General features: G+C 44.4%; 18 protein-coding genes, 1 tRNA gene and 2 pseudogenes. 14 read left to right on the forward strand and 7 right to left on the reverse strand.

Annotated elements, in window-relative coordinates:
* Positions 1-58: 58 nt before the first annotated feature.
* Entirely contained in the window at positions 59-3115 is a 3057-nt protein-coding gene (locus PN462_RS21940; RefSeq protein WP_272130989.1) for a non-ribosomal peptide synthetase family protein, read from the reverse strand.
* Positions 3116-3239: 124 nt separating this feature from the next.
* On the reverse strand, positions 3240-4571 hold the full coding sequence (locus tag PN462_RS21945; RefSeq protein ID WP_272130990.1) for a sensor histidine kinase: 1332 nt from the start codon (positions 4569-4571) through the stop codon (positions 3240-3242).
* A gap of 1022 nt (positions 4572-5593) precedes the next feature.
* Between PN462_RS21945 and arsS the strand changes: the two genes are divergently transcribed.
* The 4 genes from arsS to PN462_RS21965 all read left to right on the forward strand — a co-directional run bounded on the left by arsS (position 5594) and on the right by PN462_RS21965 (position 10029).
* Entirely contained in the window at positions 5594-6586 is a 993-nt protein-coding gene (gene arsS / locus PN462_RS21950; protein WP_272130992.1) for an arsenosugar biosynthesis radical SAM (seleno)protein ArsS, read from the forward strand.
* A 57-nt stretch (positions 6587-6643) separates the two neighbouring features.
* A complete protein-coding gene (locus PN462_RS21955) occupies positions 6644-7423 on the forward strand; it encodes a TVP38/TMEM64 family protein (RefSeq protein ID WP_272130993.1) in 780 nt (259 codons plus the stop codon).
* A gap of 57 nt (positions 7424-7480) precedes the next feature.
* Entirely contained in the window at positions 7481-8167 is a 687-nt protein-coding gene (locus PN462_RS21960) for a TVP38/TMEM64 family protein (protein ID WP_272130994.1), read from the forward strand.
* 230 nt (positions 8168-8397) lie between these two features.
* On the forward strand, positions 8398-10029 hold the full coding sequence (locus PN462_RS21965; protein ID WP_272130995.1) for a hypothetical protein: 1632 nt from the start codon (positions 8398-8400) through the stop codon (positions 10027-10029).
* Between the two features lie 149 nt (positions 10030-10178).
* Here the strand turns inward: PN462_RS21965 and PN462_RS21970 are convergent, their stop codons facing one another.
* Positions 10179-11117, reverse strand: coding sequence for a metallophosphoesterase family protein (locus PN462_RS21970; protein ID WP_272130996.1), 939 nt, complete (start codon positions 11115-11117; stop codon positions 10179-10181).
* 117 nt (positions 11118-11234) lie between these two features.
* Here PN462_RS21970 and sds point away from each other — a divergent pair, with 117 nt between their 5' ends.
* The 3 genes from sds to PN462_RS21985 all read left to right on the forward strand — a co-directional run bounded on the left by sds (position 11235) and on the right by PN462_RS21985 (position 14389).
* Positions 11235-12206, forward strand: coding sequence for a solanesyl diphosphate synthase (gene sds / locus PN462_RS21975; RefSeq protein ID WP_272130997.1), 972 nt, complete (start codon positions 11235-11237; stop codon positions 12204-12206).
* A 284-nt stretch (positions 12207-12490) separates the two neighbouring features.
* Positions 12491-13600, forward strand: coding sequence for an AAA family ATPase (locus PN462_RS21980; RefSeq protein ID WP_272130998.1), 1110 nt, complete (start codon positions 12491-12493; stop codon positions 13598-13600).
* 6 nt (positions 13601-13606) lie between these two features.
* Positions 13607-14389, forward strand: a complete 783-nt coding sequence (locus tag PN462_RS21985) for a DUF3226 domain-containing protein (RefSeq protein ID WP_272130999.1) — start codon at positions 13607-13609, stop codon at positions 14387-14389.
* A gap of 345 nt (positions 14390-14734) precedes the next feature.
* Here PN462_RS21985 and PN462_RS21990 read toward each other — a convergent pair whose 3' ends face one another.
* Positions 14735-14998 (reverse strand): hypothetical protein, encoded by a 264-nt coding sequence (locus PN462_RS21990; RefSeq protein ID WP_272131000.1) that lies wholly within the window; start codon positions 14996-14998, stop codon positions 14735-14737.
* A gap of 136 nt (positions 14999-15134) precedes the next feature.
* Between PN462_RS21990 and acnB the strand changes: the two genes are divergently transcribed.
* Positions 15135-17741, forward strand: a complete 2607-nt coding sequence (acnB, locus tag PN462_RS21995; RefSeq protein ID WP_272131001.1) for a bifunctional aconitate hydratase 2/2-methylisocitrate dehydratase — start codon at positions 15135-15137, stop codon at positions 17739-17741.
* A 417-nt stretch (positions 17742-18158) separates the two neighbouring features.
* Positions 18159-18257 (forward strand): annotated as a pseudogene (locus PN462_RS22000) (element excision factor XisI family protein); the annotation flags it as partial.
* A 40-nt stretch (positions 18258-18297) separates the two neighbouring features.
* Here the strand turns inward: PN462_RS22000 and PN462_RS22005 are convergent.
* Positions 18298-18504, reverse strand: a complete 207-nt coding sequence (locus PN462_RS22005; protein WP_272131002.1) for a type II toxin-antitoxin system HicA family toxin — start codon at positions 18502-18504, stop codon at positions 18298-18300.
* Positions 18501-18701, reverse strand: a complete 201-nt coding sequence (locus PN462_RS22010; protein ID WP_272131003.1) for a type II toxin-antitoxin system HicB family antitoxin — start codon at positions 18699-18701, stop codon at positions 18501-18503. The genes PN462_RS22005 and PN462_RS22010 overlap by 4 nt, the downstream gene beginning before the upstream one ends.
* 228 nt (positions 18702-18929) lie before the next feature.
* Here PN462_RS22010 and PN462_RS22015 point away from each other — a divergent pair, with 228 nt between their 5' ends.
* The 5 genes from PN462_RS22015 (at position 18930) to PN462_RS22035 (ending at position 24852) form a co-directional block, all read left to right on the forward strand.
* Positions 18930-19232: a hypothetical protein gene (locus PN462_RS22015; protein ID WP_272131004.1), complete on the forward strand. Its 303-nt coding sequence runs from the start codon at positions 18930-18932 to the stop codon at positions 19230-19232.
* A 446-nt stretch (positions 19233-19678) separates the two neighbouring features.
* Positions 19679-22567: a calcium-translocating P-type ATPase, PMCA-type gene (locus PN462_RS22020; protein WP_443029256.1), complete on the forward strand. Its 2889-nt coding sequence runs from the start codon at positions 19679-19681 to the stop codon at positions 22565-22567.
* 59 nt (positions 22568-22626) lie between these two features.
* Positions 22627-23991 carry an AAA family ATPase gene (locus tag PN462_RS22025; RefSeq protein ID WP_272131006.1) on the forward strand — a complete coding sequence of 455 codons (1365 nt, stop codon included), beginning with the start codon at positions 22627-22629 and terminating at the stop codon, positions 23989-23991.
* 9 nt (positions 23992-24000) lie between these two features.
* Positions 24001-24525 carry an RloB domain-containing protein gene (locus PN462_RS22030; protein ID WP_272131007.1) on the forward strand — a complete coding sequence of 175 codons (525 nt, stop codon included), beginning with the start codon at positions 24001-24003 and terminating at the stop codon, positions 24523-24525.
* 242 nt (positions 24526-24767) lie between these two features.
* A tRNA-Leu gene (locus PN462_RS22035) sits at positions 24768-24852 on the forward strand.
* Between the two features lie 23 nt (positions 24853-24875).
* Here the strand turns inward: PN462_RS22035 and hsdR are convergent.
* A pseudogene (gene hsdR / locus PN462_RS22040) lies at positions 24876-26633 on the reverse strand (EcoAI/FtnUII family type I restriction enzme subunit R); the annotation flags it as partial.
* Positions 26634-26709: the final 76 nt, after the last annotated feature.

Genomic DNA, 26709 nt, shown 5'->3' on the forward strand with positions numbered 1-26709 from the left:
AAATTTTCAAGATTTCTGCTCTCAGTCTTGGGTTTCCACCCAAGACTGAACAAGGGAGTTAAGACGGAGAATTAGACATTAAACGACGAGTCAGAAAACCTGGGTCGATAAAGGCTTGTAAATACCGCTTGAGTAATGCCTCATTACAGGGAGGACAAACTAAACCTTGACGAGCGAGATATTGAAAAAGAGGATCACAAGCAAAGTCAAATTGACCGAGTAAATACTGAACTGTTCCATAATTTTTCAGATGGGCCACCAAGGAGATCAATGGGTTATCGGGGGTGGGGAGGGTGTCGTCGAGATGAGAGCGAGCAATGTCGAGTAATTGACTGTACCAACGGTCATAGGACACCATTGGCAGGGGATACCCTAAATTATGGAGAGATTGTACAAAATCCTGCCACGGTAAAGACTGAGGATTGACAATATAATAGGCAGCCCCGCAGGGTTGTTGGCTGTGGGATAACTGGACAATGGTTTGGGCTGCATAATCCACGGGAATGAGGTTTAACAGGGCGTTCATATCTGGGGCCATGCCCATTTGAATGCACCCTTTGATCAGAGTGGCCATAAAACTTCCGGTATCCGATCGCCCGCTTTGACTAGCCCCCATAATATTACTAGGGCGATAAATCGACACGGGAATGCCGCGAGCATAGGCGATTTGTAGGAATTGTTCGGCCACGTATTTGGTTTGTCCGTACCCACTCTCTAGAGCGTCTAGGGGTCCAATAGACTGGGTTTCGGTGATAGTTTGCAGAGTCTGATCAGCAGAGGGGGCTAAGACATCAATGGTAGAAATAAAATGAACCGGTTTAATTTTAGTTTGACTCGCTAACCGGAGGATTTCTTGAGTCCCGTAAACATTAACCGCTTCCAGGGCAGAATAGGGATAGACCACATTCACCCAGGCCCCACAATGGTAGATGAGGTCAATTTTTTCTGCGAGACGGTGGAATTGGTAGTCGGGGAGGGCGAGTTGGGGTTGGCTCAAGTCACCGACAATGGGGATTACGCGATCGCGCTGTTCATCATGCCCCTCCTGATTCCATAACTGATACTGCTGCATCTGCCGTTGCAGTTTCGCCCAGGCTTCCCTAGAGTTAGTGGCCCGCACCAAACAATAAATATCCGCCCGGGTATTCTCCAATAATTCTTGCAAAAGAAACGCCCCTAAAAACCCCGTCGCCCCCGTTAATAACACCGTCGGCAAAGGGCCATTCAGTTCACTGTGGGGATAGATCGAGTCATCCAATTCAATGGGGAAATCCCGATGATGATGGGCTGCCTTTAAAGCCGCCCCTTCCTGTAACGCTGTAATCACCAGAGAAGAGGCCGCAATAGTAGGATTGGCCAAAAATTCCTCTAGGGGAAACTCAACGTCAAAGACATGATTAATTTGAGACAAAAGTTGCACGGCCAACAGAGAATTCCCCCCTAAATCGGCAAAGCGATCGTTAATGCCAATCTCCTCCACTTTCAGCACTTTCGTCCAAATCTTCGCCAGTTGCTGTTCCAAGGGCGTGCGGGGGGCCACATACACTTCCGTATCCATGCGATGCCATTGGGGGGCCGGAAACGCCCGACGGTCCACTTTGCCACTAGGCGTAAGGGGAAATTCATCAAGGATAATAAACGCACTCGGAATCATATAGGCGGGCAATTCACTCCCTAAAGCGCGATAGAGTTCCTTGGCCGAGAGAGTCACTTTCCTCCCCGTAGCAGCCCGTTGGGGGACGACATAGGCAGCCAAACGTTGGTCTTGGGGAGAGACTTCCCGCACCATCACCATGGCCTCCCGGACTTTGGGATGGTTTTCTAACAGGGCTTCCACTTCTCCAGGTTCAATGCGAAACCCGTGGAGTTTCACCTGGGAGTCCATTCGCCCTAAAAATTCTATATTGCCATCGGGGCGAATGCGGGCTAAATCCCCGGTTTTATAGAGTTTTTGTCCCCCTTGGGGGGTAAAGGGATTCACGATAAATCGCTCGGCGGTTAAGTCGGGGCGGTTGAGATAGCCTTGGGCTAAACTGACTCCACCGAGGTACAGTTCACCGGGGATGCCTTGGCTGACCGGTTGTTTGCGGGTGTTGAGGATGTAAATTTGGGCATTGGCGATGGGGCGGCCAATGGGGGGGAGAACCGCCCAGTCTTGGGGATCATCGGGGAGACGGTAGGCGGTGACAACGTGGGTTTCTGAGGGCCCGTAATGGTTGAATAGGCGACAATGGGGGAGTTGGCTGAACCAGTCGCGCATGGGGTGGGTAATGCGTAACTGTTCTCCGGCGGTGATCACTTCTTGGAGGTGGGGGGGGAAGATTTGCTGATCTTGCCCCACTTCTGCCAGTTGTCGGAGGGCTACAAAGGGGAGAAAGAGTCGCGCAATTTGATTTTCTTCTAGAAAATGTAACAGGTGGTTGGGATCATGTCGGGTGGGTTCAGAAATTAGCACTAAAGTTCCTTGGGTGGTTAGGGTGCTAAAGATTTCTTGAAAGGAGACATCAAAGCTAATGGGAGTGAATTGTAATGTCCTAGCTTGGGGGGGTAGATTGGACTGTTGCTCTTGCCATTGAATTAAATTGACGAGAGGCCGATGGGGCATGGCTACCCCTTTGGGTTTGCCTGTTGAACCGGATGTGTAAATGACATAGGCTAAATGAGCGGGGGTTACGTCACTAACGGGGTTTTCTCGGCTTTCTTGGGCAAAACGGTCTCCGTCGGTGTCCATACAGAGGACATGGGCCTGGGAGTCGGGTAATTGGGGGAGGAGGTGTTTTTGGGTGAGGAGGAGAGAGGGTTGGGCATCCTCGATCATTAAACTGAGGCGATGGGCCGGATAGGTGGGATCAAGGGGAACATAGGCCCCGCCCGCTTTGAGGATGGCCAGGAGGGCGATGATCAAATCTGGGGTGCGATCGATACACACTCCCACCAAAACATCCGGTTTCACCCCCAAAGATTGCAAATAATGGGCCAGTTGGTTGGCCTGTTCATTGAGTTGTTGATAGGTCAGGGGGTGATGTTGATAGAGAATGGCAGGAGAATCGGGGGTTTGCGCCACTTGGGCTTCAATGAGTTGCGGAATACAGAGATTTGCGGGATCAACTGACATGGGTGTATAAAATCAAAGTGGGATGAGAAGGTTTGATTGAATCAATTGGATTTAATTCAAGAGTGATTGAGGAGGGGACAAGACTCCTCGTTTCGTTCTACGGCTTCGATGGGGGGATGTCCGGTTAGGTTGGTGTTTTCAAGTCTGACGGTGGCGACAAGGGAGTGAGTTGTGCATCCGTAGCAGGGGGACGTTTGATAGGTAGGGTGATGGTAAATTCTGTCCCTAGATCGGATTCTGACACATAGGACAACCGCCCCTGATGCCCTTGTTTCACAATATTGTAGCTAATAGACAAGCCTAACCCGGTTCCCCGTCCAATGGGTTTAGTGGTGAAAAAGGGATCGAAAATTTGGTTTTGACTCTCTGGGGGAATACCACAGCCATTATCTTTAATTTTAATAGTAATTTGCTCCTCATCGAGTTGTTCGGTGCTGATGGTGATTTGCCCGTGATACGTTGGATCAATGCCTTGACTTTCGATGGCATCAATGGCATTCATTAAAAGATTGACAAAGACTTGGTTTAGTTGTTTCGCATTACATTCTACTTCCGGTAGTGAACCATAGGCTTTACTGACCTCGATTTGGGCGGCTTGTAGGCGATAATTGAGCAAGACAAGGCTATTTTCTAACCCTTGGTGAATATTGACGGGTTTGACTTCAGACTCATCTAACCGGGCAAAATTGCGCAGATCGAAAACCATTTGCCGAATGCGCTCAACTCCTGTCTTCATCGAGGTTAACAGTTGGGGCATATCCTCCCGGAGAAAGGAGATTTCTAATTCTTCCTGTAGCTGTTGTACCGTGTCTTGGATGTTCGCGGCGGTGGAAAGTTTGCCTTCTTGAATCTGGTCTAGAAAGGCTATTAATTTTTGGACACAAGTCTCTAAATAAGATAGATTCCCATAAATGTAATTTACCGGATTATTAATTTCGTGGGCAATCCCTGCGACTAACCGCCCTAACCCCATCATTTTCTCATTTTGGACTAATTGGATTTGGGTTTCTTTTAAATCCCGCAGAGCTTGGGCTAGTTGTCCATTTTTTCGCTCTAACTCTAGGCTCATTTGCCGCAAGTGAACATGGGTTTTGACACGGGCTAAAACTTCTTCTTTTTGAAAGGGTTTTGTGATATAATCAACGGCATCGAGTTGTAAGCCTTTCACCTTATTATCTAAATCAGATAACGCCGTTAAAAAGATAATGGGGATATCTTGGGTTTTGGGGTCATTTTTTAAACGGCGGCAAGCCTCAAACCCTCCAATGCCGGGCATCATGACATCAAGAATGATTAAGTCAGGGAGGTTTTCTTGGGCTTGTTTAATTCCTCTTTCTCCATTCATCTCTAAAAGAATTTCATAGCCATGACCGTCTAAAGTAACGTATAATACCTCTAAGTTCGTCGGATTATCATCAACAACTAGAATTGTTCCTCGTTTAGGTGCTTGATTCATGTTTTTCTCCAAAGACTAACTTACAAAAGCTAGAGATATCAAACCTTACCATAAAAAGAGAAAATGAGCCGTTGAGGACAGATTATCTTAATTGTCTAACCGGGAATTTTTAAAGGTTCTCTATTCAGACCCAATATCTAGACAAAAAACTGTAGATTAAAAGAAGATAGTGCTAGACAAGATTCATCTTTTAGACCCAGAATTTAATAATCTTTGGAAGACTGTCCAATTCCTAGTAAGTTCTTTTGGGCTGTCGATACAGTAATTCTCGGAAATTATCGGAGTAAGGCAAATTGACACCTCCCTAACCTTAACTCATTCTCCCACAATTCATTTCTAAATATGAATAGATATTAACTGGAGTTAATCTCCCAGTGACAAAATGTCATAACATCCCAAATTCTCTCCCATCCTAACGTAACGTAAATTCAAAGCATTAGTTGCCCTCTCCGTATTCTTACTTAATTTCATCAGTACACCCCCAAAACACAATCCTAAAAATCACCCGATTGTAGGAAGAATAGTTGGACAAAAAAATGATTTACTGTTCCCGATTCCTCCAAGCCCAAAAATGGAGTTAACGCCGCTATCTACAAGACAAAATCCTCCAAACCCTTGCGGTCTCATCATCAGAGTAGGTCAGCAAAGACTCCCCATCTGGACTAAATTCTCCCCTCCACACCCAGTCCTCATGGCCGCATCAGGTCGGGTCCCCTCCCTCTCCCACAGTCGGACGGTTTCATCCCAAGAGGCCATTGCGTAGGGTGGGCATTGCCACCCTACAGCTACTCGCTTAGACGCTAGGAGGGGGAGGGATACAGGGATGTTTTACCCTTCTCCTCCTCTCAACTCTCATCCTCTATCTAGACGACTCTCAGGAAAATTTCAGTTATATCCCGTTCAATACAGAAGTAAGCAAGGTTAACTCATCCCAGTGGGGGGCTATCTTTCCCCTGAGACTCTCCTATAATGTCGTAAACTTTCTTGGATTCATTTAATTTATTGTCATGGTAACGTCTTCAATGCAAACACAAACGGCAATTACTCCGTTTACTCAAAAACTCAATGGTGCTTTAAGCAAACAAGAGATTACGGTTTTACAAATTAATTTGGGGCGACGGTGTAACCTTGCTTGTACCCATTGTCATGTGGAAGCGGGACCGAAACGGACGGAGGAATTATCCCCAGAAGTTTGCGAGCAGTTAGTGGATTTGATTCACCGTTTCCCGCAAATTCAAACGGTGGATTTAACGGGGGGTGCGCCGGAAATGAATTATGGGTTTAAGCCTATTGTGGAAGCGGCACGGGCAACCGGAAAAGAGGTGATTGTTCGGTCAAATTTAACGATTTTTTTTGAGCCGGGGTTTGAAGATTTGCCGGAGTATTTAGCCCAACATCAAGCCCGGGTTGTGGCTTCGCTTCCTTGTTATTTGGAGGCGAATGTGGATCGACAACGAGGGGCGGGGGTTTATAATCATTCAATCCATGCTTTACAACGGTTAAATGGGTTGGGGTATGGTCATAATCCTAATTTAATTTTGGATTTAGTTTATAATCCTCCGTTGCCGACGCAAGAAAGGTTTAATTTGCCGCCCAATCAGCAAAAGTTAGAGAAGGATTATAAAGCCTATCTCGATGAACATTTTGATATTCAGTTTAATCATCTGTTTACGATTACGAATTTACCGATTGGGCGAACTAAGCAATATCTAGAAAGACGGGAGTTGGTTGAGCCTTATACCCAATTTCTAGAGGAGAATTACAACCCGGCTACAGTTGACCATTTGATGTGTCGCAATGAGCTTTCTATTGATTATTTAGGAAATGTGTATGATTGCGATTTCAATCAAATGGAGGGGATTCCGGCAAAACTCTCTAATGGTGAGGTTTTAACGGTTGGTTATTTGTTGGAAAAGAACAATCTGGATGTCATCCAAGAGGTACAAACAGCAAAATATTGTTATGGCTGTACCGCAGGTTGTGGGTCTAGCTGTGGTGGGTCATTACTAGAGTGAAAATAAGAGCAGGGGGCGTGTTGTCCCCTGCTAAGTACATCTATTCAGGAGAGACTGATGACTCAGCAAACAAATAGTAAAAAGAAGAATTTACTCAAATATGGAGGGATTGTAATTACGGTGGCTGTTTTACTTATTGTTGCCAATCAATTAGGGGTTACAGATTATATTAATCAAGGGATGCAAGCGACTTTAAGATGGATTGATAGTTTAGGGATTTGGGGGCCAATTGCGTTTATTGCAATTTATGCGACAGCAGCCGTGTTTTTGGTTTCTGGAGGACTGTTAACTTTAGGGGCTGGGGTTCTTTTTCAACCTGTTTGGTATGGGTTTATTATTGTTTCTCTTGCTTCTACGGTTGCGGCTGCGATCGCATTTTTGATTGGTCGCTATATTGCACGGGATTGGGTATCGAAAAAAATTGAACAACAGCCTAAGTTTAAGGCTATTGATAAGGCAGTAGCTAGGGAAGGTTGGAAAATTGTTGGCTTAACTCGTCTTTCTCCTATTTTTCCTTTTGTGTTTTTAAATTATGCTTTTGGAGTCACGAAAGTCTCTTTACGAGATTATGTGATTGCGTCTTGGATTGGGATGATGCCAGGGACGGTGATGTATGTGTATTTAGGCTCATTGGCGGGTAATATTGCCACTCTGGGGGCAGGGGAAACCCCAGAAAATGCGATGGTGCAATGGGTTTTACGAATTGTTGGTTTTATTGCTACGGTTGCGGTTACGGTTTATGTGACGAAAATTGCCCGCAAAGCTCTCAATGAGGAAATTGAGGAGGATATTGAGGAAGTCGATCCAGCCAAGGCAGAAGATCAAGTGCAAGCATGAGGAAATGCACACCAGTCGGGACTGTTTCCGACTGGGGATGATGACGGGGGAAGTCCAATGATCGGTAAATATTGGCAAAAGTATCAAGGGAAGTTACTGCGGGGGATAGGATTCTTTTTACTGGGAGGGTTGCTGTTTGCGGTTTTTTTAACTCCTCTCAAACGATTGGTGTTTGATCACGGGTTTTGGATTGAGACGCTACAAGGTCATCCAGAATGGTCTGTGCCTTTGTTTCTCGGTGCTTATGTGTTATTAACCCTATTGGGGATTCCAGGGACAATTCTCACGGTGACAGGAGGGGTGGTTTTTGGGGTATGGTGGGGAACATTGTGGTCTGTGTTTGGGGCAACATTAGGGGCAATTTCTGCGTTTTTGCTGGCCCGTTATCTCTTTCGCCACTGGATGAAGGATAAATTTGCTCAACACCCTTTTCTGCGACGGTGTGAGGCCGCTGTGCAAAAAATGCCTTTAAATTTTATTCTCGCTCTCCGTTTTACCCCCATTTCTCCTTTTAATGTGGTGAATTTTCTTTTAGGACTTACTCCCATTTCTCTGAGTGTTTATACGTTGGGGACGTTTTTCGGGATTATTCCTGGCACTTTCGTTTATACTTGGTTAGGTGCAAGCGGTAAAATGGCTTTGACTCAAGGAGAATTTGTTCCTTTCTGCCTTGCCTTGGGTCTGCTAATGGTATTATCTTTACTGCCTTGGTGTGCTAAAACAGGTCAACCCTCTGAAAACTAAGTGCAAGAAACTAAGTGCAAGAAACTAAGTGCAAGTCATTGTCAAGAATTTTTTTAGCCTTGAGCTTAACGGCCTTGAGCTTCATAAGGTGTAACAGTTGGTCAAGATTTATCACATTACTTCATAATAAAGGATAAAACCGACTGTCCTTATCTCTTGTATTGGTAAGATAAAGTAACTCTATACCCTTATCGAGCCTTGTGGGAAGTTCCTTACCCCAAATATAAAGCATGAAAGTGCAAGAAAAAACCGTGTGGGAAATAGCTTCTCCACTTCCCCTAACTGAAATTCGTGAGAAAAAGCGTGATATCCTGAATTGTTTGCAGCGTGTTGCCGATGATCGAGATTTGCAAATTATTGATATTAATTCTCGGTCTGAGACGGATAATTGTCTCGTAGTGCAAAGTAGAGCGTCCGGATATCAGCGCATTCGCACGTTGTGGAAGACGATGCAACTGACGAATATTTTGGGCATTCCTCTCACAGAAGTTGGTAAAGCGACTCCGCACCAAACTCAACACTATCATGCATCTCTCGAAGGAGTGTTTCTGAAAACGGATGAGGGGACAGCTAGCGATCGCGCGAAACACGAAGAACAAATTTACAATCATCTGATTGATTGTGTCCATAAAGAAGCTCCAGAAGCGATTTTAGACCGTTTTCGCCATCTCTTTATTGAGGGGAGCGATTACCCGGATGCTTCCATTCAACGAGCGTTAGAGCGTGTGGCCAATGCGAAAGATATTGAAGATCATTTTAATGGCTTTCTCTATCACTGTTGTCATCTGTTAATTGATTATTGGCAACGGGATAAACACTGCTATTTTGCGATTAACAAATTATTAGACTTTTTTAGTCATTTACCCAATCCCGGATTTAAACAAGCGCGAGGGGTGCGACGACTTCGCCAACTGGTGCATGATTTCCCAGAGAGTAAGGATTATCAATGTTTACAGCAGTTGATCCATGTGATTATCCCGCCTAAAATTGAGGGAGATCCAAAGCAATTTACGCTGAAATTATTGCTCCGTCGCTATCCGTTTTTGTATAAAACGGCATTACTCCATGAAGGGAGTAATCTGGTGCAACGACAAACGGTTACTCACCTCTACGAGAAACAGCAACATAAGTTTGAATTCCGCTTACAACGGTTTGTTGCTTACCAAGTTAATTTAGCGCGAATTGCCCAAGCGCGACAACTTTCGTCGGGAGCAGGCCGGATTATTCGTCGAGAAAAAAATCCGACTTTATTGCGCGATCGCAAGTTAGCCATTATTCTCCGCACCTTCTGCACCAAGCCAGAAGACAATTATAGTTATAGAAAACTAGCCCAACGCTTAATGGCACGGACGGAGGATTTAGCTTATGGAGAATTCAAAAACCACCTTTATCTTTATTTAGTGAATTCCCTAGATTCCGATTATGCAAAAAGCAAATTTAAACCCCAATTAGAGGAGTATCTACAAAACACCCTTTCTCGCTACGATACCAAACCCACCAGCGAATCTTTAGTGATGCGTACCGTTAAGAAACTCTTGGATTTCTTGGTGGTAGATAGTCCCACAATGGATCACTATTTCTTTATAGATATGGTGACAGGAATGGGATCATCTTCGGTGTTGGTGGTCTTACTCAAATTAATTTTACTACACCCGGCTATGGTGTCGGAGTTAGAAAAACGGTTTGCTCTCTTATATACCCATTACGAGAATGTCCCCCAAAATGAGGTTAAATGGTTCATTAAGGTATTAGAAGTGTATAAAGTGGTCTATAGTATCCATTTCGGCCATGCAGATTTATCAGCGTTAAAGGCTTTATTTAAAGAGCAAATTGATGAAGATACGTTGAAACAAGAGGGATAAATAATTGACAATTGCTAATTGCTAATGGCTAATTGACAAGGGATAATCAACAATTGGCAATTGCCAGTTATCCTTGTTGACTAACGACAAACAACCAACAACCAACAACCAACAACAACGAACCCTTATTAATTATTAATTATTAATTGCTAATTGCTCACCATTCCCCGATCAAAAACCTGATGATTTGTGCCAATGCCTTGAATTTCAATGCGGTTGGCATAGACTTCATAGGCCGCAAAACTGAGGCGTTGGGCCACAAATTCCGTCCACGGAGACCGTCCCACAGGACGAGTCCCGGCCCCTCCCCCACAGGTCAGGTAGGTAATGCCGTTAATGGGTTCAGTGCGCTCATAATGGTGTTCGTGACCGTTAATATATAACTTCACCCCGTATTGCTTCATTAAGTCCTTCACAGGTTGCACCCAGGCCGCATTATTAGGCCCATATACCCCCGATGCGTAAATCTGATGATGGCCAAAGACAATTTTCCACAGAGCATTACTATTGGCTAAGGCTTGTTTTAACCACGGCAGTTGTTGGGCCCAGTCGGCATTGTGGTTGGTATCGAGGGCAAAAAACTGCACTGGCCCTTGTTGAAAGGTGTAATAACGCCGTCCTTGCATATGAAACCCCGGATAGTGTACTTGGGGAGTGCCGTTGTCTGTGCGGATGTCGTGGTTGCCTAGGCAGGCATGGAATTGTACGCCATGTTGTAAGAGGGGAGCATAGGGTTCTTCAAAGACTTCATCCACTTTTTCAATTTCCCCTTCGTTGTAAATGTTGTCCCCGGCTAAAATAACGAGGGGATAGGGGTTTTGTCGGTAGTGATGGGTCATGGCATTGGCGACTTCATATTGGCCCGATGCTCCGGTCCCTGTGTCGGCCACGGAGACAAAGCGTAAGAGCAGGTTGTCGGAGTCTTGGGGAGGAGAGGGGGAGGAGTCGGGGTTTTTGTTGAGGGGGGAGGCAAGGGTGGGGTTGGAGGATGAGGCAAAATGAGAGAAAATTTTATCCAGTCCGATGAGGCTGAATGTCCCTAAAATCCCTTGGATTAGCAGTTGGCGGCGTTTGATTTTGCGGCTCATGGGTGAGTTTTTCCTAAAATTTCTACAAGAAAGTGGCTCAGGTCTGGGTGGGTTGTCTTAAAATAAATTAAAAGATATGTAAACTTTCTTAACTATTGTGCCAGATTTGGCTTACCAATGACCTCAGCAACATCTATATTTTCACCTGTTGATGCCGACCTTGGCATTCTCGCCAGTAACTTAAAGCAACTGATTGGCGCACGTCACCCTATTCTCAGTGCGGCGGCTGAACATTTGTTCGGTGCAGGGGGTAAACGATTACGGCCTGCGATCGTGCTGCTTGTTTCACGGGGGACTATGTTAAATCAGGAGATTACACCCCGCCATCGTCGTTTAGCCGAGATTACGGAAATGATCCACACGGCGAGTTTAGTCCATGATGATGTGGTAGATGAGTCGGAGATTCGGCGCAATGTGGCGACGGTTAACACGCTGTTTGGGAATCGGGTGGCGGTGTTAGCGGGGGATTTTTTGTTTGCGCAGTCCTCTTGGTATTTGGCAAATTTGGATAACCTTGAGGTGGTGAAGCTGCTGTCGGAAGTGATTCGTGATTTTGCGGAGGGAGAAATCCGTCAGGGGTTAAACCGTTTTGATACGGAGTTAACCATTGAGCAGTATTTGGAGAAAAGTTATTATAAGACGGCTTCGCTGATGGCGAATAGTGCGAAGGCCGCCGGGGTTTTGAGTGGGGTTTCCGAGGAGTTGGCGGAACAGATTTATCAGTTTGGCCGCCATTTTGGTCTAGCGTTTCAGATTGTGGATGATATTCTCGATTATACGGCTTCGAGCGAGGTGTTAGGGAAGCCGGCGGGGTCTGATTTGGTGAGTGGGAATCTAACGGCCCCGGTGTTGTATGCGTTGGAGGAGAAGCCGTATATTAAGACGATTATTGAACGGGAGTTTAGTGAGGAGGGGGATTTGGAGGAGGCGATGTCGTTGGTGGCCGAGAGTGAGGGAATTGCGCGATCGCAAAAATTAGCCACCTACCATTCCCAACAAGCCACAGAATACCTCAAACATTTAAAACCCTCCGACTGTTCTCAAGCATTGCTAGATTTATCAGAGTACGTGCTAACTCGGTTGTATTAGTCTAGAATTGGGAATCTCAACTTAACTAAATCTCTCCTTCTCTTAATAAGCCACACGCTCTAAGCTCTAGTTAGAGGTTAGCCATTCCGTTGAGGTGTTAGGCATTTTGCTACCGCCTCAACTTAGCCTATTTCACATCACCTGACTCAGTTAGTGGTCACTATTCCGACTCCAGTTTACGACCCTTCTCGCCCATGTAAGCTGTTGTGCATTTCAATTGGGATGATTGAGGGACTTATAAGGCTTTGTTATGATAATTGGGACAATAAAACGGAGGGAGAAATATGGACAAACCATTCGATAATTTCACAATTAGTGGTTTTCGTGCTTTTAAAACAATTGAGCTAAATAAGTTAGGTCAAATTAATATTATCGTTGGTGATAATAACTCCGGTAAAACCAGTTTACTAGAAGCGATTTTTCTGTTCTGTAGTCCCCTTGACCCTCGACATTGGTTTGAAGTCTCAAAACGGAGTATTTCTTCGAGTCGCTTTTTAAGTAATTTAAGTTCTTTTCGCCCTGACATCGAATCTATAAGATGGATTTTTCATCATCATAATAATAACTATGAAAATATTTTAATAAAATCCAATGGTAAGACCCCTATTACTCAATTAAATGTAGAACTATCAGATTTATATGTTTTTGACGAGAATGATGGACAACAACTTTCTTTTCCTTTTGGTTCTGAAGAATTGGATGATGAAGTAACTTTAACAAACACCGAAAAAGAAGGTTTAGAAATGGCAATCCAAGTTAAATCATTATCTGACTCCTTAGAGAAAACGCAAGTTTTACAGTTTGTAGAAGGAGAACGCTTTATTTATCGAAAAAAGCATCAACCTTTCATTGAAACTAATATTATTTCTCCAGCCTATTATCACTCTATTTCGACTAAATTATCGCGTTTAATTCTTAGCAATAAACAAAACAAAAAAGAACTCTTAAACTTGCTGCAAATTTTTGACCCTAACATTAATGACATTATGCTTCTTAGTCCTAATAAACGATCTGAAATTTATATTGAACATCAACAATTAGGAATTACACCATTAGATATCTTTGGAGATGGTATGAAAAAAACATTGACCCTTGCATTAGCCATACTATCTACCCAAAAAGGGGTATTACTGATTGATGAAATTGAAACCTCTATACATATTTCAGCATTAAAAGAGGTATTTTCTTGGCTTGTTAAAAGTTGTTTTCAGAACAATATACAAATTTTTTTAACGACTCATAGTTTAGAAGCGGTTGACACCATGATTCAATCCACAGAAAATATTGATGATATCGTGGCTTTTCAGTTTAATGATCAAGACAACACTAACAAACGATTATCCGGTGATCTTCTGAGTAGAATACGTTTAAATCGAGGCTTAGACATTCGTTAAGATATTATGAAATATTGTTATATTGTTGTAGAAGGGCAACATGATATTGAAGTTTTAATTAAACTCATCAAAAAACTAAATCTATCCGTCATAAAGCAACGTTCCTTAGTTGATTCATTTTGGGATGCTTTAATCCCTAATATTTTTCCTATCAACGATGATTTATTAAAGCGTGTTCCCGTCCCCAGATTTTTACAAAATGATGAATATTCTATTGCAATACATAGTGCGAGAGGAATTGAAAATATTGCTCAGACCTTAGAAGAAAGTCTATTTGTCTTAGAAGTTACTCAATTATACAGTATTGGTCTAATTTTAGATGCTGATGACACAGAGCTACCCTCCAAACGCTTTCAGCAATTAAAAGATTTACTCTCCAATAAATTGAGTTTTATGGATGTTGAGTTAGCTCAATTAGGAGCAGTGAAAACTGTTAATCAAAACCAACAAAAATTGGGAGTTTTTATTATTCCCAATAATCAAGACTCAGGAACTTTAGAAGATATTTTAATTGAATGTGCAAAATGCAACTATAATAACTTATTTGAATTAGCAGAAAAATATATAAGAGATATGAATAGAGATGACTTAAAGAAGTCGGATTTAAAAGAACTCAAAAAACCTGCGGGAGAAAAAAAAGCAAAAATTTCAATCATCAGTAGTGTATTAAAACCCGGAAAGACCATACAAGTCTCAATCCAAGATAATCGGTGGATTGATGAAAAGAGTCTTCAACTACCAATGCTGATCAATCTTCGAGATTTTATTGCCGATCTTTTAGGAGTTTAAGCATTCATCTAATTTTATTTTATTTCTTTTTTCTGATACTGTCTTAGTCAAACCGTAGGGTGTGTTCAACGCTAAATAATTTGAATTTACCCCATCAACTGAACATTCGTTGAACGCACCCCACCCTCTTTGCTTTTATACCGATATGGTGTGTTGAGTGAATTGCATTCTTGAGAATTTATCTAACCTATTATCCACTCAACGCACCCTACAAATGAGACTGATGACTCACATCTCTCCCAAAACTTTGTCCAACTTGAATCGAAAAATCTTCCGGAGCATCAATTTCAAACTGCTGGAGTTGAGACAGTAAACTTTTAGATTTTTAAGTTCATCCTTGGTTTCTTAACCCGTTTTTAACGGGTTTAAGCTCTTAGCCTTGGGTTTCAACCCAAGGATTATTAAAGTGACTCTCCCCAAACGCTGCCCAACTTGAATCGAAAAATCTTCCGGAGCATCAATTTCAAACTGCTGGAGTTGAGAGAGGAAACTCGACTTCTGAGGAGGGTACTCTGTCTCACGGAATTGCTCAATTACAGCATATACCTGAGCCAGTTGTTCCTCTGTTAAATCCCCTAACTTCTCTTGAATAAGTTGCTTTTGGTTCATCGTTGCTTCTCGAACATCATCCTACTATTCAGATCATAAACGATAAAGCCACTCTCCCCCATGACGTTCCCCAGTAACTCCTGTAACTTGGCCTTTACAATAAACTAATACAGAAGACGTAACCTACAAGACACCCATGCTAGAAGAATATCGCCAACACAGCGCAGAACGAGCCAAACTCGGCATTCCCCCCTTACCCCTCACCGCCGAGCAAACCTCGGAACTCTGTGAACTGCTGAAAAACCCCCCAGAAGAAGACAAAGAAGACCTCCTCATGCTACTCCGGGACCGCATTCCCCCCGGTGTGGATGAAGCGGCCTACGTGAAAGCCGGCTTCCTCACGGCGGTGGCTAAAGGGGAAATTGACTGTCCTCTCCTCTCCCATCAAGGGGCCGTGGACTTACTAGGGACCATGGTGGGCGGTTATAACGTCCAATCTCTCGTTGACTTTCTCAAGTCCAGAGATAGTAACCTGGCGGCGGAAGCAGCCAACGCCCTCAGTAAAATGACCTTGGTGTTTGATGCCTTTAACGACGTTTTAAACCTCTCCGACGTTAACCCCTACGCCAAACAAGTCATCGACGCTTGGGCCGAAGGCGACTGGTTTCTCGATAAACACCCTGTCCCCGAAACCATCACCGTTACCGTCTTCAAAGTCCCCGGTGAAACGAACACCGATGACCTTTCCCCGGCGACTCACGCTACCACCCGCCCCGATATTCCCCTCCACGCTCTCGCTATGCTAGAGTCGAGAATGCCGGAAGGGATCGAAACCATTGCCAAACTGAAAGAAAAAGGCCATCCGGTGGCTTATGTGGGTGATGTTGTCGGGACAGGTTCATCCCGGAAATCGGCCATTAACTCCCTCATCTGGCACATTGGCCACGATATTCCCTACATCCCCAACAAACGGGCTGGCGGTTACATTCTCGGTGGGAAAATTGCCCCCATTTTCTTTAATACCGCCGAAGACTCTGGGGGTTTCCCTATTGAGTGCGATGTCACTAAAATGCAGACTGGGGATGTGATCACTATTCATCCCTATAAAGGGGAAATTACCAATGAAGCAGGGGAAGTTATTTCTACATTTACCCTGAAACCAGAGACTATTCTCGATGAAGTTCGGGCTGGTGGCCGCATTCCCCTCCTCATTGGTCGCAGTTTAACCGATAAAACCCGTGAAGCCCTAGGGATGGAAACCAGCACTCTCTTTACGCGGCCGTCTCTCCCCGAAGATGATGGCAAAGGGTTCACCTTGGCACAGAAAATGGTGGGGAAAGCCTGTGGCCTGCCGGGGGTGCGTCCGGGGACTTCCTGTGAACCGATGATGACTACGGTGGGGTCCCAGGATACTACTGGCCCGATGACTCAGGATGAGTTGAAGGAATTGGCTTGTCTGGGTTTTAGTGCTGATTTAGTGATGCAAAGTTTCTGCCATACGGCGGCTTATCCGAAACCTGTGGATGTGAAAACCCATCAAACGCTCCCGGACTTCTTCTCCAACCGGGGCGGAGTGGCATTGAAACCTGGTGATGGTATTATTCACTCTTGGCTGAACCGGATGTTATTACCGGATACGGTAGGGACGGGGGGCGACTCCCACACCCGTTTCCCTCTGGGCATTTCCTTCCCGGCGGGGTCTGGTTTAGTGGCGTTTGCGGCAGCGTTAGGGGTGATGCCTCTGGATATGCCGGAGTCGGTGTTAGTCCGTTTTACGGGGGAATTACAGCCCGGTGTGACCTTGCGGGATATTGTTAATGCTATTCCTTGGGTGGCTATGCAGCAAGGAAAACTCACCGTCGGCACGGAGAATAAGCAAAATGTGTTTAGTGGTCGCATTATGGAGATGGAAGGGTTGCCGGACTTGAAGTTGGAGCAAGCCTTTGAGTTGACGGATGCGACGGCGGAACGCTCTTGTGCAGGGTGTACGATTAAGTTGAGTAAGGATACTATTGCTGAATATCTACGGTCTAATGTGGTCTTGTTACGCAATATGGTGGCGCGGGGGTATCAAGATGCTCGCACTATTATGCGTCGGGTGGCCAAGATGGAGGAATGGCTGGAAAATCCGGAGTTAATGGAGGCCGATGAGAATGCGGACTATAAGGATGTCATTGAGGTGAATTTGAATGAGATCAAAGAACCGATTGTGGCTGCACCGAATGACCCGGATAATGTGAAGTTAATGAGCGAATGTGCCGGAGATAAGGTTGATGAGGTGTTTATTGGGTCTTGTATGACCAATATTGGCCATTATCGGGCGGCTGCGAAGGTGTTGGAGGATGCCGGAGTGGTGAAGACTCGTCTGTGGATTTGTCCGCCAACGCGCATGGATGAGAAGCAGTTGCGCGAGGAGGGCGTTTATGGTGTCTTTGCGGCGGCTGGCGCACGGACGGAGATGCCGGGATGTTCTCTTTGTATGGGCAACCAAGCGCGGGTTGAGGATGAGGCGACGGTGTTTTCGACTTCGACGCGGAATTTCAATAACCGTATGGGTAAAGGTGCGCGGGTGTATCTTGGCTCTGCGGAGTTGGCGGCGGTTTGTGCGCTGTTGGGTTATATTCCGACGGTTGAGGAATATAATGCGATCGTGGCTGAGAAGATTAATCCGTTTGCGGCGGAGTTATACCGTTATCTCAATTTCAATGAGATTGAAGGGTTTGAGGATGAAGGCCGGGTTGTTCCCTTAGAGGAGATGCCGAAGATTGAGGATATTTTAGGCATTCCTGCTGGGGCGAAGTAGGTCGTGTTTCGGGTGAGTCTTTGAGTTTTTGAGCCTTGGGTTTAAACCCAAGGCTCATAGCTCAAACCCGTTAAAACGGGTTGAGATGTTATTGGGATAGGCGACAATTTAGTATTTTATTTCAACATTTAAAATAGTTCGTCTAATTATCTAATTATGGGACTGAAATCTACCCTTAAATTATTAGAATAACTAATATAGATTATACATTAGGAAAATTGAAAATTATGGATTTTGATACAGCACTAAAAATAATACAAATAGTAGTACTTGGCACAGTTGGTTCTTGTATTGCTTATCTGCTTAATAAATTAACTTGGGTGGGTCTTTTTAATATTTGAATGTGCAAAATGCTCATTTTATTTATTATCTTTTAGAGGAAAGTGTGAAAAATTATTTAAAGACTGAATCCAGTGTATAAAGGAGAATTTGACGGAGGAGGAAGCACCGAAGGAGGATATTGTTTTGGCGTTTCATGATCCGGAGAGTTGGAAGTTTACGGAGTTTGCGATAGCCTCCGGCTGTGCGAAGCGATCGCGTAACTCAAAAATATTTTTTAAATATCTTCTTCAGTTAATCCTGCATCTTTCAGAATACAATTCAAAGTGCCAATCGGTAAATCTCTATTGCCATGTACAGGAATTACAAGAATTGTCGAAGTATCTTCTTTTGTATAAATATGATGACTTCCTTTGATTCTTGCTAATGTCCAGCCCGTTTTTTCTAGGATTTTACAGAGTTTTTTACCGGAAATGGATTTCATATAGAAATTTCTACCAATTGTTGATTTTTAGCAGGTACTTCTTTTTCATTAGCCACTTCTAACCATCCTTCTACTGCTTCTTTTACCCTGGCCATTAAATCTTCATAACTTTCCCCATAAGTGTGACAACCGGGTAAAGCGGGAACACTAGCACACCAAACATCTTCTTCTTGCCAAACAATTACCTTGAGCTTCATAGAGCGTTTTGAGCTTGGGTTATCACGTTTTTTGCTTACTGTTCAGGATAGATTCTAGCATGATAAGACGCGATCGCACCCTCTCCTATCAACCCGCACATCCCCCAACCCCCCACACCATCCCAACTCTAGGGAAAACGTCAGCATTTCCTGAAAATTCCGTTATTTCACGCAACCGAAAATGTAAAAAGTTTCTTAAAATTAGAGAAGATATGAGAAATCTGTATCATGAAAATCGAAATTGATAGCCGGGATTTTGAAGAAAGATGCTATTGCCACCTCTGTGGTAATTTATTTGTTCCCCGTGATGCGATCGCCAGGGCCTATAATGACAGAGGAGACTGGGTGAGTGACGTTTGTCCCACTTGCCTCGCCACAGGAGTCGAAGGCATTTCTGAGCGAATGCAGCAACGGGCCAACTATCTCCGGTTAGCCGCAGCAGAGTTGGAACGACTGGCCCACAGCGATATCAATGCTCCCAGTCTAGAGGAGTTAACCGTCATGAATCAAGTTATTCAAGCCTTACATTAAGGGTAGAATAGAGAGTAAAAATGCTATAGCTAAATGCTTACATTAAAATTTTAATTTTCTGATTAGTCTATCAACCCGTTGGAACGGGTTTCAGCTATTGGCCTTGGGTTGAAACCCAAGACAGATTTAGGTAGCTATAGCATTTTCAAATGAAACATAAAACCCGCTCAGGGGTTGCACTGAACACAAAAAAGTCCTGTATGCCGGATTTTCTGTTCCCAGTTCCGTAATTCCCTGTTCCCAATGCCTTACAAGTTAGTTTACAACTCTGATGAAAACGCGATACCCCGAAATATATGTGAGACCCAGCCCCCCCCAAACCTAACACCTTCCCTCACACCTGCCTTAACCTGCCTTTTCCCCTCTCGTCTTTTCCCACCCCCTTCGCCAAGATAGAGACAGTGAGTTTCGCAAACACTCACCTCGTCTTGTCACAGGAGGAACAGATGACCCTCACCTATGAAAAAGAAAAACAAAACTTACGCATCCGAGGACTCACCCCAGAACAAGTCCTCAGCCACCGTCAGCAACATGGGGAAAATGTCCTCACTCCCCCCGAACGGGACCCTTGGTGGTCGTTATACTTAGAAAAGTACGAAGACCCCATTATTCGTATTTTAGTTGTAGCTGCGATCGCGTCAATCAGCATCGGAGTCGTCAACGGACAATACATCGAAGGCATTGGCATTATCGTCGCCATCCTCATTGCCACCACCGTAGGGTTTCTCAACGAATACAAAGCCAGTCAAGAATTTGACATCCTCAACCAAGTCAACAACGAAACCCCCGTCAAAGTCGTCCGAGACGGCAAATATACCACCATCCCCAAACAAGAAGTCGTCGTCGGGGATATCGTCCTCATCGAAGCAGGAGATGAAATACCCGCAGACGGACAACTCTTTGGCGCAGTCTCCCTAAAAGTTAACGAGTCCAGCTTAACCGGAGAAAGCACCCCCGTCCCCAAAGTCCACCGCAATGCCATCCTAGCAGACCACAACACCCCCTATACTGCCGATAAAGTCCTACGCGGCACAAGTGTTGTCGATGGACACGGCACAGTAAAAATTACCGCCGTCGGGGATGATACCGAAATCGGCAAAACCGCCCAAGCAGCCATCGCAGACACCGAGGAAGACACCCCCCTCAACCAACAACTGGATCAACTCAGTAAACTGATCGGCGTGCTAGGATTAGCCATTGCCGTCCTCTTAGACCTTGCCCTGATAGTCCGAGGAATAATAACCGGAGAATTCAGCCTCACCGGACAACAATGGTACTTCACCAGCATCCTTGCAATGGGCATTCTCACCGCCCTAGTCCGGGTTTGGCTTCCCATCGTCTATGATGGGTTAGAACTGGCCGGAAGCCCCCTTAAAGCCCCCGCATGGCTCAAAAATAACAGCCTCACCGCCTGGTTAAAAACCCTTGGCCTCGGTATCTCCGTCTTTGGTTATCCCCTCCTCTTTGGCTGGTTAATGGGCTGGCTACCGGAAACCCCCAGTCAATGGCTACCCACCGATGAAGCCACTGCCCTGTTAACCTATTTTATGATCGCCGTTGCCGTCATTGTCGTGGCGGTCCCCGAAGGACTGGCCTTGAGTGTGGTTCTCAGCTTAGGCTACAGTATGCGGAAAATGACCCAACAAAACACCCTAGTGCGACAAATGCACGCTTGCGAAACCATTGGGGCCGCAACGGTGATCTGTTCCGATAAAACGGGGACTATCACCCTCAACGAAATGCGCGTCAATACGGCACAATTCCCCAATACCCTGCCTTTTGTGGCCGAAGCGATGGCTGCAAACAGCACCGCTAACTTACAACGAAATGGCGAAACCCGTCCCATTGGCGACCCCACCGAAGGCGCGTTACTCCTCTGGTTGGAGGAACAAGGGATTAATTATGAAACCGTCCGCGACCAATTTAACGAGATTGATCAATGGGCGTTTTCGTCTCAACGCAAGTATATGGCCACCTTGGGCGTTTCTAACCAAGGTAAATCTATCTTACACCTAAAAGGCGCACCAGAAATTGTGCTGGATCAATGCACCCAAATGCTCACTAATTCAGGCATTGAACCCATCCCCAATAAAGCCTTATTAGAGGAGGAAATGCGGTCCTATGAAGCAGCAGGAATGCGGTTACTGGGGTTTGCTTACTGTGAAGACCCGGACTATACTGAGGGTGCAAAGATTGAAGACTTAGCGCATCATTTGGTTTGGTTAGGTTTTGTCGCCATTGCGGACCCCATTCGCAGTGATGCACCTGCCGCCATTACGGCCTGTAAAAATGCCCAAGTGCAAGTTAAGTTAGTCACGGGGGATAATCCCATCACAGCGCGAGAAATTGCCCGACAAATTGGCTTAGTGACGGATACTGACGGGGAAAATTGTTTCTTAACCGGACAAGAATTTGCCCAGTTGGACGATGAACAAGCAAAAGTAGTCGCCCAACAGTTAAAAGTCCTCTCCCGTGCGCGTCCTAGCGATAAACAGCGTTTGGTGCAACTGTTACAGGATGCGGGAGAAGTGGTGGCAGTCACGGGAGATGGAACGAACGATGCACCCGCTTTAAACCAAGCACAAGTCGGGTTAGCGATGGGGCAAACTAGCTCCTCGGTGGCGAAGGAAGCCAGTGATATGATTATTCTGGATCACTCTTTTAAGAGTATTGAAAATGCAGTGATGTGGGGTCGTTCCCTATACCAAAATATCCAGAAATTCATCCTCTTTCAGCTTACAATCAACGTGGCGGCTTGTGGGATTGCTCTGTTGGGGCCGTTTCTGGGGGTAGATTTGCCCTTGACGGTGACGCAGTTACTCTGGGTTAATCTGATTATGGACACTTTTGCCGCCTTAGCGTTGGCCACTGAACCCCCCAATGAGAAGGTGATGGACAACCCCCCACGGGATGCCGATGCGTTCATTATTTCTCAACCTATGGCGGTTAATATTTTCACGGTTGCACCGCTTTTCTTGGCCTTTTTTATCGGCTTTCTGCTGTATATTCAGCAAGATGGGGTGGTTACTGGCTATGAGTTGTCTCTCTTTTTTACTACCTTTGTGATGTTGCAATTCTGGAATTTATTTAATGCCAAATGTTTCGGGTTGCAGGAGTCGGCCTTGGTTCACCTTTGGAATAATAAAGGGTTTGTGGCTATTGCCTCGGTGATTTTTCTGGGACAGGTTCTCATGGTACAGTTTGGCGGCGACTTTTTCCGCACTGTTCCCCTTTCGTTCCCTGACTGGTTAGTGATTATTGGTGGAACGTCTGTTGTGTTGTGGGTGGGTGAAATCAGCCGTTTTCTGGCGCGGTTAAAAACCAAAGTGGTATAATTGACTTAAAGTGGGCTAAGTCCCACTTTTTTTAATTTTGAGAGGATGTTGAGGATACTTTGATCAAATATTTCACAGTAAAAAATTTTCGTTCTATTAAAGAAGAAGTTATTTTAGAAGGTGACTTAAAAATCAAAAAAGAGTCTCCTTTTACGGTTAATCCTATTATTGGTATTGTGGGGGCGAATGCGTCTGGTAAAACCTGTCTGCTGCAAGCCTTAACCTTTGTTTTATGGTTTATGCAAAACTCTTTCTTTCGCCTAGAAGAACATGACAATATTCCTTGCGATCCTTTTATTACCCAACCTGATTTACCCATAGAGTTTCATTTAATTTTTACTAAGAGAGTTAATTTTGAACGTTTCAAGCAATTAGGGATTAATGGTGAAGCATTCAAAAAAGCTATAGACTTTGAATACAAGTTAATTATCGTTGCTGAAAAAGTAATCAAAGAAGAATTGTATTATTATCCTAAAAATAGACAACGAGAAGTCTATATTCGTCAAGACAATGAAATAAAGTTTGGTAATTCTATTAAACCTTTAGATAAGGAGTCATTACAGAATTTAAGGAAAAATAGTTCTTTGATCTCTTTTGCTTCTTTATATTCTACACAAATCATAGCCCAAGAATGTAAAAATTATTCGTTTCAATCAAATATAAATTATCGGGGATTAACTGAATATAAATTCAATTCTGCTATCAGGGAATATTTAGCAGAAAACATAGATAGAGAAAAGATTAAAAACTTGTTAAATATCGCAGATATTGGAATTGAAGATTTTACGCTAGTTGAGCAAAGTCAAGAACTTATGCAAAATGCACAAGAGTTAGTGAGTGATCTTAGTGATCTTGATGAAGCAGAAAAAACCATTCCTTTACAAGAAGAAGAAAAGGAATTACAAGAAATTAGAGAAATGGCAAATAAACTCACTGAAAAACTTAAAAACTTAACCCCCAGTGAGTTGGTAAAGAAATCTAAAAGTCATACCTCTAAAAAAATATTATTTAATCACAAAATTGAGCAAACAACAAGAGCTTTAGAAGCAGAAAACGAAAGTTCTGGGACTTTACAATTTTTAATTGTCTTAAATCAAGTTTTATCGGCCTTAAAAAATGGTACTGTTTTAATTCTTGATGAGGTAGAAATTAAATTGCATCAAAATTTAATTGCTTACCTTTTGGGATTATTTCAAAATCCCATTGAAAACCCCTATAATGCACAAATTATATGTTCTTTTCATAATACGGCTCTCATCAAGTTATTGCAACCTCAGCAGTTATGGTTTACAGAAAAAAATGAACAGGGATTTACAGAGCTTTTTTCTGCTACCGATTTTACAGATATTAAAAAATTATATGAACGAGATTTAGAGGAACTTTATCGTATCGGAAGATTTGGTGCAAAACCACGCGGAATTTAATTTTAGCTGATGGCAAAACGTAAATCTAGACCAAAACGAAAAAGTAAAAAAATATACTATTTTATCGTCGAAGGGTGTACAGAAGAGAATTACATTAACCATTTAAAGAAACTATATAAAACAGATGCGAAAATTAAGAATTGTAATGGAGGAAGTGCTGCTAATGTTTTAAAAAACGCAAAAAAAGAAATACAAAAAGGTAATGATGATTACGTAGGATATATTATTTGGTTTGATCAAGATAGATTTGAACCTAGAAAAGATACTAACCTCAAGCAATCCTTAGAGGCAAAACCAATAGTCCAACTTTATATCAGTTCACCTTGTATTGAAAATTGGATTTTGGCTCATTTTACGACTATTGATTTAGATGAACCAACTTGTAAAACCTGTGAAAATAAATTAAAAAAATATATTCCCGAATATGATAAAAATGATTGTTATATTTTGGATAAATATATTACTTTAGAAGGGATTGAGCAAGCTATAAATAATTACTACGCTCTCAGTGGTATTCCTAAGTTATTTCATTAATTATTGTCTGACCTCAATTCAATCCCCACAATAACTGACGGAAAATTTCAGCATCTTCTGGAGGGGGGACATTTGAGGAGGGAGGAATGATTCACAGAGTCCCGAATTGGGTCTTTATAGCGGGTTTTGGTAATTTCTCCTACTGCGATCGCGCGATCGCCAAACCCGTTCACCAATAATTTTCAAAAAAAACTTGCACAGTCTATGTGAGTTTGCTATAGTAAGAAATTGTCACCCAATTTGGGGGTGTGGCGGAATGGTAGACGCTACGGACTTAAAATCCGTTGAGGTTCACCCCTCGTGTGGGTTCAAGTCCCACCACCCCCACTCAAATTAATGGCACTTAATGGTTAACTGGCTTGGTTCTGCTCAAGATAGAGCCATTCTTGAAAGTTAATGAAGACATCCCGAATTTGCTGTACATCTCCGAGGGTGGCGATCGCGTCATTAATACTACGATACTTGAGTTCGAGGAGTTGGGGTAATTTCTCTTGGTTGAGTTCCCCTACTCCCTCACGAATATATTGATCTAACACAAAATCGAGAAACTCTTGCTGTTTCCCGGTATAACGGGAGAAAATTAGACTCTTGTGGGCCATGACTCGCTCTCGACGGCTGATGGGTGGCTTATCATAGGCGAGGAAGGTGAGAACGTCAAAGACATCACTATTCTCAGCATCGGCGATTTTCTGGACGGCTGCAAGTTGGTCTTCGCCATAGCCTTTCTCGGCTAGTCCTTCGAGGAGGGTGGCGCGGGTATCAGGGCGACTCCACAGTTGACGCAGTTGGGCTTCATCTTGGAAAAGATTGGGCAATTCTCCGTAAAGGCGTTGGACAAATTCGGTAGCGGAAATGGGTTTACCCTCTGGACTCCAGTAGGTGGTCCGGGTTAGGTGCTGAATGCTGCGCTTTTTGCCATCGGGAAGGTCGATGATGATTTTTTCAGGACGTTGGCGGGGTTCATCGGAGGTGGGGAGTTGGTCTGGTTCGGATGGAGTCCGGTGCTGTTGTGGGGTAATGCCTGTGGGCGGTTCTTGGGGAGGGCCATCCCATTCCGGGTCGTTAAATTTTTCGTGGGCGCGAACGAAGTCGTAGATGGTGAAGTAGTCTTTGTCTTGGAAGATGCGCGTACCCCGACCGATAATTTGTTTAAATTCAATCATGGAGTTGATGGGACGCAAGAGGACGATGTTCCGCACGTTTCTGGCGTTGACTCCGGTGGAGAGCTTCTGGGAGGTGGTGAGGATGGTGGGGATGGTTTTCTCGTTGTCTTGGAAGGTACGGAGGTTTTGTTCCCCTAATGTGCCATCATCGGCGGTGACGCGGACACAATAGTTAGGGTCGGGGCTGGCTTTCATTTGGTTGATCAGGTCGCGTACCATCAGGGCGTGTTGTTGGGTGGCGCAGAAAACTAGGGTTTTCTCGTTGGGGTTGATGGCTTCCATGAAGGTTTTGACCCGATAGGCTTCACGGGGGCGCATTTCGATGATACGGTTGAAGTCGGCTTCGGTGTAGAGGCGATCGCGCTCAATGGTTCCAGCTTCGATAATGTCTTCATCGCTATAGACATATTCATCGAGGTTGGTTTGGATTTGGTGAACTTTGAAGGGGGTGAGGTAGCCGTCTTCGATGCCTTGGGCGAGGGAGTATTCGTAAACGGGTTCGCCAAAGTAGTTGTAGGTATCGACATTATCATCACGGCGGGGGGTGGCGGTTAGTCCCAGTTGGACAGCGGGGGAGAAATATTCGAGGATACCCCGCCAGGTGCTTTCGTTTCTCGCACCGCCTCGGTGACACTCATCCACGATTACGAGGTCAAAGAAGTCGGGGGGGTATTCACTAAATTGGAAGTTGGGTTCGTTGTCTTCCTCTGTATCGTCGGAAGTCGAGGTGCTTGCACTGAGCGAAGTCGAAGTGCTTTCGGTCATGAAGGTTTGAAAAATGGTGAAAAAGATGCTCCCATTTTTGGGGACTTTACCTTTTTTGCGAATCGTGTCGGGGTCAATGCGGACTAACGCCCCAGCAGGAAAGGCGGTGAATTCGATGAAGGCTTGGTCTGCGAGGTTATTGCGGTCAGCTAGGAAGAGGATGCGGGGAGTCCGGGCTGTCTCTTATACCACATCTGACGCTGCCGACGATATCGGACCGGTGTAGATCTCGGTGGTCGCCGTATCATTAAAAAAA

It is taken from the genome of Spirulina sp. CS-785/01, assembly GCF_028330525.1.
Taxonomy (GTDB): Bacteria; Cyanobacteriota; Cyanobacteriia; order Cyanobacteriales; family Spirulinaceae; genus JAQMSD01.

What these genes read in the sequence shown, in the direction of transcription:
- PN462_RS21940 (WP_272130989.1), bottom strand. Translation starts at nt 3,115, where the DNA reads ATGTCAGTTGATCCCGCAAATCTCTGTATTCCGCAACTCATTGAAGCC.
- PN462_RS21965 (WP_272130995.1), top strand. Translation starts at nt 8,398, where the DNA reads ATGAAAGTGCAAGAAAAAACCGTGTGGGAAATAGCTTCTCCACTTCCC.
- acnB (WP_272131001.1), top strand. Translation starts at nt 15,135, where the DNA reads ATGCTAGAAGAATATCGCCAACACAGCGCAGAACGAGCCAAACTCGGC.
- PN462_RS21970 (WP_272130996.1), bottom strand. Translation starts at nt 11,117, where the DNA reads ATGAGCCGCAAAATCAAACGCCGCCAACTGCTAATCCAAGGGATTTTA.
- PN462_RS22010 (WP_272131003.1), bottom strand. Translation starts at nt 18,701, where the DNA reads ATGAAGCTCAAGGTAATTGTTTGGCAAGAAGAAGATGTTTGGTGTGCT.
- PN462_RS21960 (WP_272130994.1), top strand. Translation starts at nt 7,481, where the DNA reads ATGATCGGTAAATATTGGCAAAAGTATCAAGGGAAGTTACTGCGGGGG.
- PN462_RS21980 (WP_272130998.1), top strand. Translation starts at nt 12,491, where the DNA reads ATGGACAAACCATTCGATAATTTCACAATTAGTGGTTTTCGTGCTTTT.
- PN462_RS21990 (WP_272131000.1), bottom strand. Translation starts at nt 14,998, where the DNA reads ATGAACCAAAAGCAACTTATTCAAGAGAAGTTAGGGGATTTAACAGAG.
- PN462_RS21955 (WP_272130993.1), top strand. Translation starts at nt 6,644, where the DNA reads ATGACTCAGCAAACAAATAGTAAAAAGAAGAATTTACTCAAATATGGA.
- PN462_RS22015 (WP_272131004.1), top strand. Translation starts at nt 18,930, where the DNA reads ATGAAAATCGAAATTGATAGCCGGGATTTTGAAGAAAGATGCTATTGC.
- arsS (WP_272130992.1), top strand. Translation starts at nt 5,594, where the DNA reads ATGCAAACACAAACGGCAATTACTCCGTTTACTCAAAAACTCAATGGT.
- PN462_RS22005 (WP_272131002.1), bottom strand. Translation starts at nt 18,504, where the DNA reads ATGAAATCCATTTCCGGTAAAAAACTCTGTAAAATCCTAGAAAAAACG.
- PN462_RS22030 (WP_272131007.1), top strand. Translation starts at nt 24,001, where the DNA reads ATGGCAAAACGTAAATCTAGACCAAAACGAAAAAGTAAAAAAATATAC.
- PN462_RS21945 (WP_272130990.1), bottom strand. Translation starts at nt 4,571, where the DNA reads ATGAATCAAGCACCTAAACGAGGAACAATTCTAGTTGTTGATGATAAT.
- PN462_RS22020 (WP_443029256.1), top strand. Translation starts at nt 19,679, where the DNA reads ATGACCCTCACCTATGAAAAAGAAAAACAAAACTTACGCATCCGAGGA.
- PN462_RS21985 (WP_272130999.1), top strand. Translation starts at nt 13,607, where the DNA reads ATGAAATATTGTTATATTGTTGTAGAAGGGCAACATGATATTGAAGTT.
- sds (WP_272130997.1), top strand. Translation starts at nt 11,235, where the DNA reads ATGACCTCAGCAACATCTATATTTTCACCTGTTGATGCCGACCTTGGC.